This window comes from Microcoleus vaginatus PCC 9802, from assembly GCA_022701275.1.
Lineage (GTDB): Bacteria > Cyanobacteriota > Cyanobacteriia > Cyanobacteriales > Microcoleaceae > Microcoleus > Microcoleus vaginatus_A.
This window is the reverse complement of record CP031740.1, coordinates 1,079,790-1,098,036: the sequence shown is the minus strand read 5'-3', so window position 1 is coordinate 1,098,036 and position 18,247 is coordinate 1,079,790. Positions and strand designations below refer to the sequence as shown.

The 18,247-nt window shown below is 44.6% G+C and carries 19 protein-coding genes; 5 read left to right on the top strand and 14 right to left on the bottom strand.

Annotated features, from left to right (window positions below):
• Positions 1-57 precede the first annotated feature (57 nt).
• Both D0A34_04705 and D0A34_04700 read left to right on the top strand, forming a co-directional pair.
• Entirely contained in the window at positions 58-348 is a 291-nt protein-coding gene (locus D0A34_04705; GenBank protein ID UNU18258.1) for a DUF1816 domain-containing protein, read from the top strand.
• Between the two features lie 369 nt (positions 349-717).
• Positions 718-993: a DUF1816 domain-containing protein gene (locus D0A34_04700; protein UNU18257.1), complete on the top strand. Its 276-nt coding sequence runs from the start codon at positions 718-720 to the stop codon at positions 991-993.
• A gap of 162 nt (positions 994-1,155) precedes the next feature.
• Here D0A34_04700 and D0A34_04695 read toward each other — a convergent pair whose 3' ends face one another.
• The 3 genes from D0A34_04695 to D0A34_04685 form a co-directional block, all read right to left on the bottom strand.
• On the bottom strand, positions 1,156-2,166 hold the full coding sequence (locus tag D0A34_04695) for a J domain-containing protein (protein UNU18256.1): 1,011 nt from the start codon (positions 2,164-2,166) through the stop codon (positions 1,156-1,158).
• Positions 2,167-2,252: 86 nt separating this feature from the next.
• On the bottom strand, positions 2,253-2,480 hold the full coding sequence (locus tag D0A34_04690; protein ID UNU18255.1) for a hypothetical protein: 228 nt from the start codon (positions 2,478-2,480) through the stop codon (positions 2,253-2,255).
• 982 nt (positions 2,481-3,462) lie between these two features.
• Positions 3,463-4,752: a glucose-1-phosphate adenylyltransferase gene (locus D0A34_04685; protein UNU18254.1), complete on the bottom strand. Its 1,290-nt coding sequence runs from the start codon at positions 4,750-4,752 to the stop codon at positions 3,463-3,465.
• A 765-nt stretch (positions 4,753-5,517) separates the two neighbouring features.
• On the opposite strand from D0A34_04685, the gene D0A34_04680 reads away from it, so the two are divergent.
• Complete coding sequence (locus D0A34_04680; protein ID UNU18253.1) at positions 5,518-6,984, top strand: alpha-amylase; 1,467 nt, start codon at positions 5,518-5,520, stop codon at positions 6,982-6,984.
• 194 nt (positions 6,985-7,178) lie between these two features.
• Here the strand turns inward: D0A34_04680 and D0A34_04675 are convergent, their stop codons facing one another.
• Entirely contained in the window at positions 7,179-7,595 is a 417-nt protein-coding gene (locus D0A34_04675) for a fasciclin domain-containing protein (GenBank protein UNU18252.1), read from the bottom strand.
• Positions 7,596-7,760: 165 nt separating this feature from the next.
• Complete coding sequence (locus tag D0A34_04670) at positions 7,761-8,198, bottom strand: DUF2358 domain-containing protein (GenBank protein UNU22172.1); 438 nt, start codon at positions 8,196-8,198, stop codon at positions 7,761-7,763.
• Between the two features lie 154 nt (positions 8,199-8,352).
• Here D0A34_04670 and D0A34_04665 point away from each other — a divergent pair, with 154 nt between their 5' ends.
• A complete protein-coding gene (locus D0A34_04665) occupies positions 8,353-8,817 on the top strand; it encodes a hypothetical protein (protein ID UNU22171.1) in 465 nt (154 codons plus the stop codon).
• A 49-nt stretch (positions 8,818-8,866) separates the two neighbouring features.
• Here the strand turns inward: D0A34_04665 and D0A34_04660 are convergent, their stop codons facing one another.
• Positions 8,867-10,048: a histidinol-phosphate transaminase gene (locus D0A34_04660; GenBank protein UNU18251.1), complete on the bottom strand. Its 1,182-nt coding sequence runs from the start codon at positions 10,046-10,048 to the stop codon at positions 8,867-8,869.
• 293 nt (positions 10,049-10,341) lie between these two features.
• Between D0A34_04660 and D0A34_04655 the strand changes: the two genes are divergently transcribed.
• Positions 10,342-10,626, top strand: coding sequence for a hypothetical protein (locus D0A34_04655; protein UNU18250.1), 285 nt, complete (start codon positions 10,342-10,344; stop codon positions 10,624-10,626).
• A 157-nt stretch (positions 10,627-10,783) separates the two neighbouring features.
• Here the strand turns inward: D0A34_04655 and D0A34_04650 are convergent, their stop codons facing one another.
• From D0A34_04650 to D0A34_04615, 8 genes are all read right to left on the bottom strand, one after another.
• Positions 10,784-11,491 carry an ROK family protein gene (locus D0A34_04650; protein UNU18249.1) on the bottom strand — a complete coding sequence of 236 codons (708 nt, stop codon included), beginning with the start codon at positions 11,489-11,491 and terminating at the stop codon, positions 10,784-10,786.
• Between the two features lie 32 nt (positions 11,492-11,523).
• On the bottom strand, positions 11,524-12,216 hold the full coding sequence (locus D0A34_04645) for an esterase (GenBank protein ID UNU18248.1): 693 nt from the start codon (positions 12,214-12,216) through the stop codon (positions 11,524-11,526).
• A 348-nt stretch (positions 12,217-12,564) separates the two neighbouring features.
• Positions 12,565-13,050, bottom strand: a complete 486-nt coding sequence (locus D0A34_04640; protein ID UNU18247.1) for a periplasmic heavy metal sensor — start codon at positions 13,048-13,050, stop codon at positions 12,565-12,567.
• A 19-nt stretch (positions 13,051-13,069) separates the two neighbouring features.
• Positions 13,070-13,519, bottom strand: coding sequence for a hypothetical protein (locus tag D0A34_04635; protein ID UNU18246.1), 450 nt, complete (start codon positions 13,517-13,519; stop codon positions 13,070-13,072).
• Positions 13,516-14,097, bottom strand: a complete 582-nt coding sequence (locus D0A34_04630; protein UNU22170.1) for a sigma-70 family RNA polymerase sigma factor — start codon at positions 14,095-14,097, stop codon at positions 13,516-13,518. The genes D0A34_04635 and D0A34_04630 overlap by 4 nt, the downstream gene beginning before the upstream one ends.
• Before the next feature lie 259 nt (positions 14,098-14,356).
• Positions 14,357-14,554: a hypothetical protein gene (locus tag D0A34_04625; GenBank protein ID UNU18245.1), complete on the bottom strand. Its 198-nt coding sequence runs from the start codon at positions 14,552-14,554 to the stop codon at positions 14,357-14,359.
• 292 nt (positions 14,555-14,846) lie between these two features.
• Positions 14,847-16,898 (bottom strand): transglutaminase domain-containing protein, encoded by a 2,052-nt coding sequence (locus D0A34_04620; protein ID UNU18244.1) that lies wholly within the window; start codon positions 16,896-16,898, stop codon positions 14,847-14,849.
• On the bottom strand, positions 16,895-18,247 hold the full coding sequence (locus tag D0A34_04615) for a DUF58 domain-containing protein (GenBank protein UNU18243.1): 1,353 nt from the start codon (positions 18,245-18,247) through the stop codon (positions 16,895-16,897). Before D0A34_04615 ends, D0A34_04620 begins: the two co-directional genes overlap by 4 nt.

Sequence of the window (18,247 nt, the reverse complement as noted above, 5' to 3'; positions counted from 1 at the left end):
ATGAGAGTCGCGAGGGCGTAAGTCCTATAGAAAATAAATAACCCCAAAAGAGGAAAAATGTTCGGATTTTATTTATTTTGTATCTACATCGCAGTCTTGTCCGTGTTTGCTGGACCAAGCACCCGCAGGCCCGAGAAATGGTGGGTAGAAATTGTCACAGATTTGCCTCACTGTACCTACTATTTTGGCCCCTTCGACACCGACAAAGAAGCCTCCAGCAATATTCCGGGCTACGTCGAAGACCTCGAAAGCGAGGGAGCCAAAAGACTTAGCATCCGCATCAAACGGTGTCAGCCTTCGGAACTCACGATTTGCGATAGTGAATTCTCAGAGGGTATTGCGGCTTAAGAATTTTGATAGTCCAGACGCCAGAAACCGGGTTTTTTGACTAAAATACTCCGTCTATCACGAGGGGTATCTGTTAAATAACCCGGTTTCTGAGCGTCAAGAGTGCCTAAGTTTTGTTTGAGTTTTCAATTACCTCAAGCCTCAACAATAATATTAAGCACGATCTTGTCTTAGTCCTTACTCGGCGGACTTTGTATTTGTAGTGCTGGCTTAAAAGTCGGCATCTTCTCCACCAAAATGCAGATTTTAGCCAGCATTAACGACCAAAAATAATCGGGGCTAAATCAGCACTGAGGACGAGCCGAGCGCTCCCGTTGCCTTGATAAATTGAGAATACTAAAAACTACTTAAGTATCCCCAGAGGTAAATATGTTTGAAATCTCTATGTTGGGTATGTTTTTCACGGCTTTTTGGATGCTAGCTCAACCTGCTAGCAGCACTCGACGCGACGAATGGTGGGTAGAAGTTGATACAGATTCGCCAAAGCGTACCTACTGCTTTGGGCCCTATGACAGCAGACAGGAAGCTTCTGACAGATCGACCGGCTACATCCGAGATCTGGAGAACAAAGGAGCTAAAAAAATTACCATCAACCTCAAACAAGGTAGTCAACCTACTCAGCTAAGAGCTAGCGAAGAGTCTTGAGAAGGTTGGAAACTGCCAATTACGGGCGAAGAAAAGTTGATTTATTAACAGGGTTTTTTTCAAATGAGATCGCGCTTGCATACAGTAGGGACACAACAATGCTGTGTCCCGAGGAAATAGTGAAGAAAGAATCTTATTTGCGTCCGAGAAATGCACGCTTTTTCAAAGCAGCATCTGATTGAGATTACTGCGAGGATTAAAAGTACGATTGGCTTGGATTTTCTCGTAGGACTCGCGTTCGAGAGAGGTGAGTTCTTTCGGTGGCACGATCGCAATTTTTACCAACAAATCCGTCCGCTCGTTTTTCTTGGGTTTCGGCCATCCTTTGCCCCGCAACCTCAAAGCCTGACCCGAACGAATCCCGGCTGGAACTTTCACAGTGATCATACCTTCAGGCACCGGCACTTCAATTGAAGCTCCCAACACCGCTTCGTCTGGAGTTATGGGTACTTCGCAGACCAAATTTTCTCCCTCAAACTGGAAGAAAGCATGAGGCACAACTTCTAATTTTAGGTACAAATCTCCCTGCTGCTTCGTGTACGGGTCAACTTGACCTTTGCCTTTTATCCTAATTTTGCTGCCGGTTTTCACTCCTGCTGGAATCGAAACTTCGCCCGTGGCGACTCGCTTAGAAGTTCCCCGAAATGCTTCCCCCAGAGTCAGGGAAATGGCGACCTCGGTGTCGAGAGAGCTTCCAGCGGTGCGGTTTTCGTACCCTGCGAAATCTTCAAATCCGCCAAAACCTGTGGGCCCGCCGCTGCTGGTGCGGTAGTTACTGTAATTCCACTTAGCGTTGCGGCCACTACCCGGACTACTACCTGCGCGGCCTAGCAAGGCATTGATAAATTCGTCAAAACTGCCGTACTCGCTGAAGTCAACCCCGCCAAAGTCTACATTCGTACTGCCCCCGCCGGGCCATCCGCCTGGAGTTGTGGCAGCTTGCTTCCAGTATTGACCGTATTGGTCGTATTTTTTGCGTTTTTCAGGGTCTGAGAGGACTTCGTAAGCTTCGTTTACTTCTTTAAAACGAGCTTCGGCTTCTTTGTTGCCGGGGTTCATGTCCGGGTGATATTTGCGGGCTAGTTTGCGGAAAGTTTTTTTAATTTCGTCAGAACTGGAAGTTTTGTTGAGTCCCAAAATAGCGTAATAGTCTTTAAAATCTGTTGCAGCCATTAAGCAATCCCCTCTTTATTAGTTGTTATTTGTTAGTTGTTAGTTGTTAGAAAGAATAAATCCCAAATTAGCCGCAGGATGGCGCATTAGTATAATGCCAGGAGCCGAAGTGCCTGCAGCATCTCATTCAAATTATAGGTTATCAAAGGTTTGGACTCGATCGAGTTCGGTTGTTGCTTGCGGGACGATCGCAATTTCCGCACTCCGCTGCTGTTTAAGATTTTATAGCATTCGCCTCTCTCGTGCTGAAGGGCGCCGGAGCAGCCGCCTCTAGAAATGCTTTTGGCATTCGACAGCAAAAACAATGCTTTCATCAATTAAGAACGTCTTTACCCTATAGGCAGTTGCTATACCTGTGAGCGTTGAGACGGTGAAACTCCTGCGGTGAAAACTTTTGGGGACTTAGGAGGCAAAGGGCGTTCGGGAGGCGGCAGCCCGGTTAAGGTGAGGCGGGGAAAGCTGCTGCTGTTGCGGGCGCGAGCCCAGGAGGGTTGACTGGCGCGGACGAGCGATTTTTTTTTGCTCTTTTTTTCCGGGGCGCCGTGCGATCGAACTTCTCGATATGAGCTTTATCATCCAATCTCAACCTTAGCAGGTTTTTATCAGCAAGTCCGGTCAAATCTGGTTTCTGAATTGTGACTATATAATACCCTAAATTGCGCCATTCTTCTACAAAATTTCTAGATATTTTTTATTCACCCCAGACCCGTGCTAGAGAATTTTATTTTTACAACCTCGGAAGAGATTTAAGTCAAAGTAATATAACATAATTTCTCCCCTGTCTGTTAGCTACATCACACACTTTTATAAAACATTAAGATAGGATAGTAGAACAATAAGCTTTTACCGCTACCAGGGTGCTAACATTATGAATTATTTGCTAAGTTGGCCTTGCGGCTGCTGTGACGATTGGAAAGATAGTTCCGAGAGTTGTGTTGTACTCAGAAACGGGCAGCGCATTTGTCAGTCGTGCTACGATCGAAAATACAAGAATCAGAAGCTATTCGCCAGACGCAGGCGAGCGGACATATCTGTATCACGGCAGACAGTAACAGAGACTGTCGCTTATTAATAATGCGCGAGCCTTGGAATAAAGCCCAGTATTTCGACCACCTCGCATCAGCGGTGGGAATTAATAATCAACAAAAAAAGAATTAATTTTGTCATCAGTCATCAGTCATCGGTCATTGGTGATCTGTCACTAATTTACTTATTTATCATCAGTCACTTGCTCAGAGGTAACAGATTTTAACTTAAAAAACTAATGACTGACGACTAATGACTAATGACTAATAACTAAATGATAGTTCCATCAGGAATCGTGGCATTTTTCAGAACTACGATAATGCCGCTGCGGATGTAAAAACCTTGGTTTTCGCGGTTGGCTTCTTCCACTCGGTCTTTATTAATTATTTGAACGTTGCGGCCGATGCGGGCATTTTTATCCACAATCGCGCGGCGAATTGTAGTATCTGCACCGATACCGAGGGCGACGCCGCCGGTGCCCAAACTCGAATGCCTTTCGGCGTCGGGTTCGTAGAAGTCCGCACCCATGACTAGAGTGTCTTGAATCGTACATCCAGCTTCAATGCGCGATCGAACTCCCAGCACAGAATGGTCGATCCGGCACTGTTTGAGAATGCAGCCTTCCGCAATAATCGATTCAGTCACGTGAGTATCTAAAAGCTTAGTCGGCGGCAAGAAACGCGGGCGAGTGTAAATCGGCGCATTTTCATCGTAGAAACTGAAAGGCGGCTGAGGCTGCTTTGTTAGAGCCATGTTAGCATCGTAAAAAGCCTCAATGGTTCCGATATCTTCCCAGTAATCGTCAAACAAATAAGCTTGAACATTGTGGTCTTTTGCAGAAGCCGGAATAATCTCTTTACCAAAATCAGTTTGGTTGGGAGATTCTTTCAGGAGTTTAATCAGAACTTCTTTTTTGAAGACGTAAATCCCCATTGAAGCAATGTAAGGACTTTCCTGAGCCTGCTGCGGTGTCAGTCCCAGTGTAGTAGTATCCACCTGCATTTGTTTGAGCGCATCGCCTTTTGGCTTTTCACTGAAAGAAACAATGCGGCCCTTGTCGTCGATTTTCATCAAACCAAAATCCGAGGCCCGCTTCTCGTCCATTGGCAAAACCGAGAGGGTGATATCGGCGTTGGTTTCGCGGTGTCTCTGCACAAACTTCTGGTAGTCCATGCGGTAGAGGTGGTCGCCAGAGAGAATCAAGTATTCATCAACGTCCCACTGTTCTAGCAGCGAGAGATATTGGCGAACTGCGTCGGCTGTCCCTTGAAACCAGTTGGGGTTTTCCTGAGTTTGCTGGGCGGCGAGTACCTCGACAAATCCCTCGGTGAAGCCGGAAAACTGGTAGGTGCGAGAGATGTGACGGTTGAGGGATGCCGAGTTGAATTGGGTGAGGACGTAGATTTTGACTATTTCGGAGTTGATGCAGTTGCTGACAGGAATATCGATGAGGCGATATTTGCCTGCGAGGGGAACTGCGGGTTTGGCTCGCAGTTTGGTTAGGGGGTAAAGGCGGGTGCCTACACCGCCACCGAGGATGATGGCTAAAACTTTTTTCAAGGAACTTTCTCCCTAGGGTCGATTAACTCTCCAAGTACAGTGTCGGATGGTGAGGGCTTCTTGACAAGGGGGGGGAGCAAGGAAGTTTTGAGTTTTGAGTTTTGAGTTGAGTCGCTTACACAGAAACCGGGTTGTTTAATCCAAATACTTCTTCAAACCCTCAATAAGAGTTAAAAACCCCGGTTTAGAAGAGTTGGAGTGTTGCCGGGGCTGGAGTTATGGCTTTTGAGTTGTGAGTTAAAATACCCCTCAATCAATAATGAATATTTATAAAAGTTGGGAGTTGTGAGTTAAAATACCCCTCAATCAATAAGGGCAGTTTAACAACAGAATAAGGTTCTGGGTTTTGGCTGTTAATAACAAGTTTTTTGGGTAAATTCCCCGTTTTGGCAATTTATCGCTCCCGGCTCATGGCGCTGTTGTTGTTGTTCAAGGCAGGTCGCGATCGCACCGCCACGCCCGCGGACTCTCTGTATGACCCCAAAGTGCGCTCTGGTTCTGCTTGAATTTGATCCGGTTTTTTTTGCCGGCGTTCCTGTTATCTGAGTTTGTCCGACTCCACAGCACTCAGGAAGCGTCGCCCGTCGGGACGATAACATTTCTAGGTAGACTCAGTTTTCAATCTTATATTGACTGCAAATTTGTGTAATATTTTACAATTTGTCGATCGACAAAATTGGATAAAATGTCTATTCTCTACCAAAAGCTAGATCCCCTACAAACCTCTGCTACTGTAGCCTAACCCCTAAAAGCTAGAAAAAATGTATGCAAATTCAAACGCCGGACTGGGTTAAACACGCGGTATTCTACCAAATATTTCCCGATCGCTTCGCCAAAAGCAAACAGCCTCGCAAACGCCTGCTGCAAAACTTCAAGTGGGAAGAATGGCACGCAATCCCCACCCTGCAAGGCTACAAAGGCGGCGACTTGTGGGGCGTGATGGAACAACTAGATTACTTGCAAGACATAGGCATTAACGCAATTTACTTCACCCCAATATTTCAGTCGGCCAGCAATCACCGCTACCATACCCACGACTACTATCAAGTCGATCCGATGTTGGGTGGCAATCCAGCTTTTAAAGACCTTCTAGACGCCGCCCACGATCGCAATATCAAAGTTGTCCTCGACGGCGTATTCAACCACGCCAGCCGCGGCTTTTTCTTCTTTCACGACATCCTCGAAAACGGCCCCCATTCTCCTTGGGTGGATTGGTTTAAAATTGAAGGCTGGCCGCTATCCGCCTACGACGGCAATTTTCCTGCTAACTATGCCGGTTGGGACGGGAATCGAGCACTTCCTGAATTCAATCACGACAATCCAGAAGTCCGAGAATACATCATGGAAATCGCCGAATATTGGATTAAATTCGGCATCGACGGCTGGCGGCTCGATGTTCCTTTTGAAATTAAAACCCCGGGCTTTTGGCAGGAATTTCGAGACCGAGTGAAAGCAATTAATCCCGAAGCTTACATTGTCGGCGAAGTTTGGGAAGATGCGAGAGAATGGCTCGACGGTACTCAATTTGACGGGGTAATGAATTATCTTTTTGCTGCGCCGACGATTGCTTTTGCAGCGGGCGACAGGGTAGATTTAGCTCAACTGGAAGGTCGTTCTTATTACCCCTATCCGGCACTTTTGGCTAAAGAGTACGGCGACAAAATTCAGCACGTTTTGGAATTATATCCTTGGGAAATACAGCTAACTCAACTCAACTTGTTAGCCAGTCACGATACAGCTAGGTTGCTGTCAATTGCTGGAGGCGATAAAGCTAGCGTCGAACTCGCTACTTTGCTGCTGTTAACTTTTCCTGGAGCTCCCAGCATTTACTACGGCGATGAAGTTGGTTTGCCCGGTGCTCTAGACCCCGATTCCCGCCGCGGTTTTCCCTTAGAAGCTGACTGGGAAATTGAGGTTTTAGATTATCACAAGCAGTTGATAGCTTTGCGGCACAAATACGCTGCCCTCCGTACTGGATCGTACCAAATTCTTTTTGCTGAGGGACCGGTGTACGTTTTTGCCAGAATTTTGGGGGATGAGGAAATAGTTGTTGCTGTCAATGTCGCGACCGAAGCAGCTAATATTAGCTTTGAGCCAGCTAATTTGAAATCTTCTCACGAGAAATTGCTGTATGGAAAAGGCGAGTTTGTTTGGAAAGGTGAAGGGGAAACTCGGCAGTTAGAATTGATGCTGCCGGCACGCTCTGGCTTGATTTTAGGTTCGGATAATTAGTTTAAAATGTAGCGTAATCTGCTCCCCGTACGCCTACATTTATAGCAGTAAGGTGCGCGCCCGACATTTATAGCAGTAAGGTGCGCGCCTACATTTATCGGTGATTTGCCCTGCGTATTCTAAATTTATTAGAATTTATTATAGGCATCAGGTGCGCTAGGCGCACCCGAAATTTATCAGCGAAAACACAAGTTTTATTCTCCTGCAACCATTGCTGGTAGTAACACCGAATCAATGATATGAATGACGCCATTGTCGGCAAGAATATCTGAAGTGAGAACTTTAGCATCATTCACTTTAATGCCGTCAGAAGTATCAATTCCCACCACAGAACCTTCCACTGTTTCAGCCGAACTTAACTCAAGCAAATTCTCAGTTAGAACCTCGCCAAACATAATGTGATAAGTCAGAATTTTCTTGAGCTTGGGTATGTCTTCGAGCCACGACGTAATAGTGTTCGTAGGAATTTTGGCAAATGCCTCGTCAGTTGGTGCTAAGACGGTGTAGGGGCCCGGACTTTGCAATAAATCTAACAAACCAGCCGCTTCAATAACAGTCACGAGGGTTTTGAAAGAGCCGGCATTGGTGGCAGTCTCGACAATATCTGGCATGATGTTTTTCAGGAGTGCAAATAGCAGAAAATAAATCTGGGGCGACGATCATTTTAGCAATTTACAAATAGCAGAAAATGAATCGGAGGGATGATGATTATTTTCCTCATTATAAGTTATTTGGGTTGCCGGCCCTGATGGCTCGGCGCGATCGACCTTTTTAGCTTATACTTGGCTCGCCTCCTCCCCCTTGCGGAAAAACTGCTTTAAAATCTCTCCGGGCTCTCTGTCCCAGGTGTCGATATGTTTGTAAATTAAGCCGTCTTTATCCAGTTTATAAGTAGAGTAGCCGTTAAAAAAAATCCGAGCTTTCCAGGGAACCCGCAGTGTCCCGCGAACAGTCCAATTTGCCACAATAGTATCATGGGCTGTCTGACCTACGTCGTGCAGGTCGAAGTAAATCTCGTTAAAGAATAGCTGCCCGTGAAATCGCAGAGTCCAAAAGATAATGCGATAGTTGATTTTTCCTTTAAATTTGTTAACAGGGTCTTGAAAATAAACATCTTTTGTGTAGATGTCGTAGGAGATGTCTTTCTCAAACAGCGTCGGGAGATCCGCTTTTAGGGTGTCTACTGCTTGTTCTACCTGCATTTGATATTCGATCGCGCTCAAACTACCACCTTGTGACAGTATTAATTTATAACTTTAAATGAATAATCTCGATCGGCAGCGGGATGAGAAAAAAATTGATACTTCATCCAGCTCTAATCTTACCTCTAATTATATTGCCCGTGCCGGCCTTTCTGCTGACCCGGACTTGCGACATCGAAACCTTGGCACAGATTTGACAGAACACCCCCACTCCTCTGACATTCTCGCAGAAATCAACAGCGGTAAGCTGTTGATGGTAGATAGCCGTCGCCGGAACGGCCTAATTTTGATTAAACGTTTCCACGCGGAGTTTGCCGGGCCTGGGGCTGCCGTTGGGGGCGCTTTTGAGGTTGAAACTCAGCAGGCGATTCCCGTGGGCGATTTTTGTTTGGTTTGCCCTCAATCTCCCGAAGAAATACAGAAAGCTTTTGGAATTCGACGGCAGTGGGTGCGGTTAATGGAACAGTTAACGGCAAAGCCGGCAGCTTTGGAACGCGCACAAATGGTTTTAACTCAGTTTGAACAATATTTGGATTCGGCAACGGTCGCACAAATTCCCGATGAAGCTTTGGCACTTTTAGTAGGCGTATTTCCCCAAACCCTTCGGGCGGCGCGACAGATTGATAATTAAAAATGGCATGGTAATTTGCTTGAACTCATACCATTTTTAAGGGGTTTTGTCAATTCAAAATCGCTGCGATTCGATCGACTGTTCGCTGATTTTCGTCCGGGCTACCCACCGTAATCCGCAAACCTCCTCCAGTATGCCTAATTAAAGTACCTCCCTCTTTTAGCTGCTGCATGATTTGTCTGTGTTCCTGTTCGGCAGATTCGCCCTCGCCAGCTTTCACCCGCAGGTAAACGAAGTTAGCCGCACTCGGCCAAACTTGCAATTTTTGATGCTGAGTTAGCGCTGCAATTACTTTGGATCTTTCTGATAGAGTTTCGGGAATGGTTGCTAGCAATAACTGTCGCTGCGCTAAGGCTAACTCGGCTGCAGTTTGCGAGAAACTGGGTAGGTTGTAGGGGAGACGGATTTTTTCTAAGGTGGCTGTGAGTTCGGGATGGGCGATCGCATATCCGACTCTCATTGATGCCAGTCGAAATGCTTTGGAAAATGTGCGTAAAATTATCCAATTCGGGTGGTTGTGCAATTGGTCGGCTAAAGTATTTTGGCTGAATTCAAAATAGGCTTCGTCAATTACTACTAATATCTCTTCGGGTAAAGTTGACAACCATTCTATTTCATCGGTTGTCAAAGCATTGGCTGTAGGGGAATTGGGATGAACAACAAAGACGGCGCGCACGGGGGGATTTGGATTTTGGTCGATCGCCCTTTTAGCCGCCTCGATATCGATTTCAAAATTCTCCTCTTTCCGCCGAACACTCACAACGGGAATGCCGAGGGTTTGGGCGATTATTCCATACATCGAAAAGGTGGGATTTGCTACCAAAATAGAGCCGGTACCGCCTAAACAAGTAGCTATTAAGATGGATCTAATTAGTTCGTCGGAACCGTTGCCCACAGAAATATTGTCGGCTGTAATGGCGGTTTTGGGCAGTGTAATCCCCCCTAGTCCCGCCTTGTTAAGGGCGGGGACATTTAGGGATTCATTGACGTATTCGGCGAGATCCTCTTTGAGGGCTGCGTGGCCTCCGTCGGGATAGCGATTTGTCTCAATTAACTGCTGGTAAGTCCAAGCTAGCTTTTTTTTTAATTCCTCTGGCAAGTCGTAGGGGCATTCGTTGGTATCAAGGCGATCGAGTACACTTTCCGAGTGCGCTGATTCTCCTGACGCGCCCCCCGGATGGGGAGTGTATGCGGTAAGTTCGGCTAAGTCTTTTCGGATAAAGGGAAGCATGGTATAATTTTAAACTTTTGATTTAGATTGTCAGCTTACAAGGCAAGGCAGAAGGCACAAGTCAAGAAAAATTACGAATGCAAAAATTTTTATTTTTTACCTGGCTGCTGAAATTTTTGCATAAGGCCGACTTACTTCTGCTGTATCAAAGGCGTCTAAACTTAGGATATAGCCTTTTCTCTATCGAAAGCAAGAGGAGAGAGGGGATTTAGTTTCTGTCGCTCGATTGATGCGTCTGCTGCGGCAAATTGATTATTTTGATAAAGTAACTGCTGATATTTGGAGACCGAGTTATGAAAGTCAAGCCTTCCGATCTATCTAAAAATACCGCTGCTACCCTCATAGCTTTGAGTTTGGCTGTTCTCCCTTCAGCTATGCCTGCCTCAGCTCAAACGCAGTCAGCTCCCGCACAGAACAATACTGATTCTAATGGAGTCGTTGTAGACAGAACTCCCTTTCAAGAAAGCAAGGACGACAACAATCATTGGGGTGCTTTGGGTTTATTGGGTATCCTCGGTTTAGCGAATCTGTTTCGCAAGGATGAACCCAAACGCTACCGCGATCCGATGGGCGAATAATTTTTTAAACGGATCTCGCACCAGCCAAAAACCACATCAACTGTCCTCGCTTTAGAAACCGGGTTTTTTAGGAAAAAACTGGATTATTGCCTTTAATCCAGGCAAAAAACTCGGTTTCTTTGATTTGATTTATGGGCATGTGGGTCACAAAGTCGATTCAATCGCGCCACAAAGCAATCCCGCCCAATAAACCGCTCACATTCGGTACTATTTTAACCTGTGGCGGTAACTCAAAAACAATCTTTTTAGTATTGCCACCGCCGATGTAAATGCGATCGCAGTTAAAGAGATTTTGCAGAGACGTGAGCGCTTTTTCCAGACGGCGATTCCATCTTTTGGAACCGACTGTATCTAATGCCGATCGCCCTAATTGCTGTTCGTAAGTTTCCCCTTTCCGAAACGGGTGATGTCCTAATTCTAGATTTGGCACCAAGATACCATCGACAAATAAGCCAGAACCGAAACCGGTGCCAAGGGTAATTACTAATTCTACCCCCGTCCCAGCAATTGCTCCCAATCCTTGAATATCGGCATCGTTAGCCACTCGCACAGGTTTTCCCAAGCGATCTTTGAGGGTAGTTTCTAGGTCAAAATCTATCCAAGAGGGATCTAAATTCACTGCGGTTTTGATGACGCCTAGACGCACGACGCCTGGGAAACCGACGGATACTCGGTCAAATTCCCCTTGTCCGCTGGCTAAAGACGCGATCGCCTCTAGTACGGGTTCCGGTTTGGGTGGTTGAGGCGTTTCTAAACGGCTGCGTTCCGTTTGGGGTTCGCCTTCATTGTCCAACACCATAACTTTGATGCCACTTCCGCCAATGTCAACGGCTAAGGTGCGAGTCGATCGATCTTGTTGAGTCATTTGATTGTTAAGACTTGCAAGTGGGTCAAATTTTAATTTTTGAATTGGCAAAACTTTTGAATCGCTTCCCACATTTCCGCTAGGACATTTCCCAAAGAATGATCATCTTCTAATTCGATTAATTGCACCCAGGGACGGTTAGCGGCAAAATTTCTGCTCGCTTGAATCGGTATTATTGTATCATGCTGGCCGTGAAGGATTAACGTAGGGACTGACCGCATTAATTTTTCTTCAGGGTATTGAGCCATATCTGCCAAAAACTGATAATTCAGCGGCAGATAACCTTGTGCGCCGTAGTGGTAAACGGGCAGATATTTCTCAGACTGCCACTTTTCTAACTGTTGCTGTCCCAACAGTGGCAGCCAGTGGGAGATAAATTGAAAAGCCGGTGCTAACAAAACTATTTGTTTTACTGACAATTGTCGCTGGGCCAACCAAGCCGCTGTCAGCCCCCCAAAACTCGACCCTATTATGGTGACTCCCCCTAGATTTTTTACCTTTTCTGTGGGAGATTGCGAGGATGGGGTTGCCAAAAACTCTGTTTCTATTTGGTTTAATTGGCGGGTGAGAGTGAGTCCCGAAAAATCGTTTTGATTGAGATCGGGAATTTTTATATCAATTTCTAGGGAAGAAAAGCGATTGCGGAAATATTTTGCCTTAAGGGAATCGGGACTTGAAGCAAATCCGTGTAAATAAATGTAACTCGAATCCTTCTGTAGATTCATCCAGAAATTTTTATGAGACTTTTCAACTAATTATTTTAACTTAAAATGAGTTATTTCAAAAAATAATACACTAACTCAAAGAAACTATATACTGATATTTGGAAGATATCAAGCACTGCCACCCCTTTAAATTGTTCCGTTTTAAGACGGTTTATAAAAAGATAAAGCCATCGCATAGGCTTGAAATTGCTGCGCTTTTAAATGGCTTTTCCGGAGAAACCAAACTATCGCATAGATTACATAAAACCTGCCTTTATCGATGCCTGAATTTATTAATATTTACCTGCGTACAATGAATCGCAGAGTGCGATAGGCGCACCCTGCGATTCACTCAAAACTACTGGTCAATTACTGCGGCTTTTGACCGTTTTGCATCCGGTTTTTAGCAGTTTGTCGGCGCTGCTGCATCATTTGAGCTAATTGGCTGCGCTGTTCGGCTGTGAGCACTTCTCGCATTGCGAGTGTACTTTCAAATTGCACCTCTTCCAACTGCTGCCTCAATCCGATTATTTGACGGTGTTTTTCGCGCATTTCACTGGCATTTGCCGTGCCGGACATCATCGTTTCCAATTCTTGTCTGGCTTGGCGGACTGCTTGCATCCGCTGGGAAACTTGGTCTTTGTAGCGATCGCGCACTGCCTGCATTTGCTGCTTTTGTTCTGCGCTTAAATTAAGTTTATCGAACATCCCACCCTCCCTGCCAGCGGGTCGATTTGGACGCTGGTTTTGTGCAATTGTTTCCGGTTCTAAGGGATTGGGAACTGCTATTGCTGCGGCTGTGCTACCGAGAGTCAGCATTAAAACGGCTAGGGCAGATATACGACGAATTGACATGAAAATTGCCTCTTTGATATTACTTATTTGTTGGCGGTTCACTGTCAGCACCTGGGCTGAAAGTCAACCAGTCTGTTTGTGAGCGATTGGTCATATTTTCTTGGGGAGAATCATGGAGTACACCCTCCCAGTTAGTAACTAAAAATGCTTCTAACTTAGCTGTTTCCTCATCTGGCAATTGTGCCGTCTCAAACGGACGGTAGCCAGCAGACCAAAGAACTAGCAGACCAGCAGCAATCGCAGACGACACAGCCCACTTAGAAACCGATGATATTTTTAACCTGTCATTAGACTTAGGTGACGCAGTTACTCGCGTTTTTTCTCGGTGGGTCTGATTAACAAGGTTCGCCTGATTATTTTCTATTGCTGCTAAAATTTTTAGCTCTAAATCTGGTGCAGCTTCAGGAAGAGTTGGGCGATGTTTATTCAAGAATTTTACTAACTCTTGGTCGCTGCTTGGGTTATTCATAGCTCGCTGACACCTTCTTTTTGCAAAAATTGTCGCACAGCATTTCGGGCATAAAACACGCGAGATTTGACAGTTCCTGCTGGCAGTCCCAAAATTTGGGCTACTTCTTTTTGCGGGATGTCTTCTAGGTCGTGCAGCACCAAAACGCTGCGGTGTTCAAAGCTCAATTGATCCAGTCCCCGCTGCACTAAATCTTCATAGTGCAACTGCATCAAGTCGGATGTGTTATCTTTAATAATAATCCCATCCATTACTTCTTGATTTTTAAGTTGGGAGTCAAAAGAATGCTGTTTAGCAAATGCTTGTCTTTGGTCGGAAGCCACATTCCAAGTGATTCGATAAAGCCAAGTAGAAAAGTTTTCCTGGTGCTTGAGTTTGGGCAATCCTTTCCAGACTCGCAGGAATACTTCTTGTGCTAAATCGTCAAGAAGTGAGGGGCCGCAGAGTTGGTAAAGGGTTGACCTGACTTTGTGTTGGTAGCGTTGGTAAAGGTAGCGAAAGCAAGTGCGATCGCCCTTTAAACATTGAGCAACTAAGTCCGAGTCGGAACAGTCATCGGTTAAAACATTGGCTGGCACACCTAACACCTGTGAAGTCTCCCCCACCAGTTCGTTATCTGAAGTGTTTAGACAGGACAGCTCTAAAAAAGGTTCAAAGGATTTAAAATTTTTTTTCGACGAGGCGGCAGGTAGGGAAACGGCACTGGCGTGTCCTGATTTTTCCTGTAATTAACGGGTTCCGAGGTGTAAAGCCTGGGAACCCAAATCCAGAGTCCGAGCCTTGGTTGAGAAAATGGACGCTCTGACTCGCCCCAGAAGCGTTACTTTCGCTAAGCGCCTAGTTACAAGTAAAACCAGTAAAAATTTGCTCAGCGGGTAGGGACAGGACAATGCCCATTGGTGTCAACTTAACCTCAAAGGTAGTGCGAGTCTTCTGTCTCGCGATTAAGACCCGATCGCCCCGGCGCTCCCCGAATCGTTGCGGGGGGACAAGAATCTTCTCTTCCGTCCCCCTTTTTAAGGCTACCGCGTACACACAAGTGGATTATGAGCTAGTTTCCACTCTTGCTGTTCGACCAATGCCTTGGTCGGAGGATAGATTAATTGTATAAGTACCCTGATAAGGCTGTTCTCTTAAGTAGGCATAAAGCAATTGTGACTTGTCTAATAACCGACGGTCTTGTACAAGTGATTTAGGAAAGGTATATATAGCGGTTCTCAGTTAAGGGAGGTACAAGTTTAGATTGAATAATTGAATAATTGGGGAATTTACGAATTAATTAAAAAGTCTTCAATCTCCCAATTTAAAATCTAAATCTGTACATCATCTACCTGAGAAAAGCTATAGTAGACTTACCGCTTTTATTAACCTGAGAGTTTGAGGCGATCGCCTGCCTGCGATATTGCTCTATCCAGGAGTGAATTGCCAATTTAAATTCAGCTTTTTGTGCGTCTTGAATTCCTTTGGGATCGAAGCGATCGCAATAATGAATCTCAATCAACAATGCTAACTCTTCGAGACAATATAATTCCGGTTTTTCTTTTTTTAACCTCTCGATCCAATTTTTAAAAGACTCGGCAGGAGAGCGAATCAATCCAGACTCATTTAACGCCTGTTCGATTAAATAAAATTCCGATTTCGGACTCAACGAATCTTTGTTAGAAATAGCTTTTAGCCATTTTTGTTTGTTAGATAACAGGCGTACTGTTTTCTTAAAATTAGGATTACCCCTCCTAAAAAATAGTAATGCCAGCAGGATGACTCCCCCATACTTCAATCCATTGCTACCTGATAAATATCGCAACCCCAGCACAATTTTGTAACTCAATAGCGACCATAAATCCGAGATAAATGCCCATCGGGGAGCAGCAGCATCCTCCATGCTTTCCCAATCAGAAGGCGTAGGATCAAAAGCTTGCCATTTTCCCGCGATATAAGCCAAAGTCCAAGCATGAGCATGGCGACTTCTTACAATAAATTGGTTCTCCAAAGAACTAAATTCGTGAACAGAATATCCAACAGCATAACGGGCTGGAATACCAAGTTTTCTCAGGAGAAGTGTGGCAGCGGTAGCAAAATATTCACAATGTCCAGAGCGAGTGTCAAGTAAAAATGTTGATAGAGGCGTAGCATCATTATCTTTGCCCCTAAGCTTCAGTGAATAAACGAAATTTTTTAGGAAAAACCACTCTATTTTATCTAATATTTCTGGTGGCGACTTTCCTTGAGTATCCACTTGACTGAGGATTTTATTCAGTGCAGCTATTTCGGATTTTGGTATTTCCAGGTCGTCTTCTGTAGGCGGGCTATCTACAGAAAAATTATTATTAAAGTAGCTTCGATAAGCCAGCATATCAGCCTTTCCCACCACTTTTATTGTGCCATATTTATTCTTTTCCATCTGACTGACAGGCAATGCGTCAATTTTAAAAGTTCCATCTGGCAGCTTTAATAAACCTTGGTTGCCTTGGAGTGTAGCCGAAATAGTAATCGTTGATGGATTGGGTAGTTGGTCGCCTACATCCCAAGTTGTGCCATTAATCTTTGGTTGTACGGGAACAAAGTTAGGATTTAAGGCGAGCCAAAGTGAAGAGTTGTAGCGATTATAAGTGGCTTCTCTTAGCAGTCGGGGAGGAGTCTGTTTAGCTTCAGGAGCAACTCTAAAAATTATTTCATTTGACTGTTTTAATGATCCCACTGACCCGATGTTCGTTTGTTTTTTCAAAAAATCTGTTTCTTGAGAGTTCCCCTGACTAAGCCATGAGATTGCTTGCTGTTCTACTGCTAGGTGAAGTTGGTGCAGGCCCATCTGTCCTATAAATCCTATACTGCCAGCAATTAACATCAGACTAAGCCAGAGAATAAATGAAACATTTTTCGTTCTCACAGACCACAAAGCAATAGCGGTTAAGGCAAATATCCCAGCATAAAAAGAGATCTCTCTACTGTTCGCCGCACTAGCGGATAGCAGACAACAGATAAAATATGGATAATTTAGATTCACCATCAAGGGGTTAAGTAGTGCTTTTTTTGTGACCTTGTTTAGCCACAAAAAAAGTTGGCGTATATCCAAACTTTCCTTAACAGAATATACCTGAGCAGCTACCAGTGGAAAAAATACACCAGGAAGCCACTGCAACAAATTATATATCAAGTAAATAGAGCGGTTGGCGACCAGGAGATAAACCAGCAAACAGCACAAAAAAATTAAGCAGAAATTAGCAATGCGCCTAAAATCACTAGCTGAAAAATCCCACCGATAAGGCAACCAGTTAGCTGCCTCTAAAATCAGAGCAATTGGCAAAGCAAAAAACCATAGTCCCGTCTGCCAGCCCCAAAAAATTACACTAGCACCCAACAGAAACACTGGCATTTTCATAATTTCATTAACTCCTCTTGTATTTGACCTAGCTTTAAAATATGGCAGCTTGTTAAGTCATCTTTAATCAGCTCTAATTTTAAGCTATCTAATTGAGCTTCTGCCTCTGTCAAAATTAAAACTAATGTATGAATACCGCGACTTCTCAGATAATTTACTAATCTTTTTCTAGGTTCATCCCAACACAAAAATATACAAATACAACCGCTTAGCAGAGAGATTTTTTCCATCAAAACTGAGGTGAGCGAGTCAAAAGCTTTATCCTGACAGGCACCCACAGAGGCGAGAATTTCTAGCAGTTTTTCAGTAGAGTTCAGCCCTCTGCCAAAGGTAAAACAATAAGCTTCTTGAACGACGAACATCAAATCCAATAAGGATTCTTGAGTCTGAACTTCATAGGATAATGAAGCAGCAATTGAAATTGCCTCTTCTAAAATTTCACTATATTTTACACTTTGAAATGTATCCAAAATTAAGGCGTGCCTCACAAAAAATTCATCCTGTTCTTCTTTGACAATTGGCTTACCTGCTTTTGCCCAACTTTTCCAGTGAATTTGGCGTAGCGAATCTCCCGGTCGATAATCCCGCAGAGACCTAAATTCCTCGGAATCTCCTACGGATGAAGCTAATGTTACGCCACCTGATTGATATCTTCTTGAGCCAGGAAGCTGAATTGGTGGTAAATGATATAGTTTGGGTAAAATTAACATAGATTGGGGCAAGGAAATTGTTTTACAAGCATTCCAAATCCCAAAAGGATCTGACCTAGTAACTGTTAGACCAGTCAGGCGGATAACACCTCTGTAGGACGGCGTAATTTCACATACCACTTCGGTTTTGCTATTGGGTAGGAGAGGAGGCAATTCTATGGCTTTAGCTGTGGCGCATTGTTTTCGAGAAATCAGCCACAGCCAACGATGATAGCCGAAGTATTTATCCAATGAAGTGCGCTGTTCTTCACCTGGTTCAGGTGTTTCTGTAAATTCTTGAAAACTTGGGCAGGTGTCGGCAAAATTTTCCCCCAATTTCAGGTTGTTTTGACTCTGGGTAGTTTTGTTATGAATGAGAATACGGTATTTTAAAGTGACTCCAACAGTTGCAAACTTTGGCAAGAACCGTACTGCGTTGAAGCGGAAGCGAAAAAATCTACTGAAAATTATGGCTATTCCTATAATTGACAACAGGAAAGTAAAGATTTGATAGGTCAGGGTCTGATTAGTATCTAATCCTAAAATCCCCGCTAAAAGCGTGCAGCTAAGCACTGCTAACCCATTGTTGGTCAATCGCTTCTTTCGCGCTCGATTTACACGCGCACCGAAGCGAAAGATAGCGTAGAAAACACGTTTCAT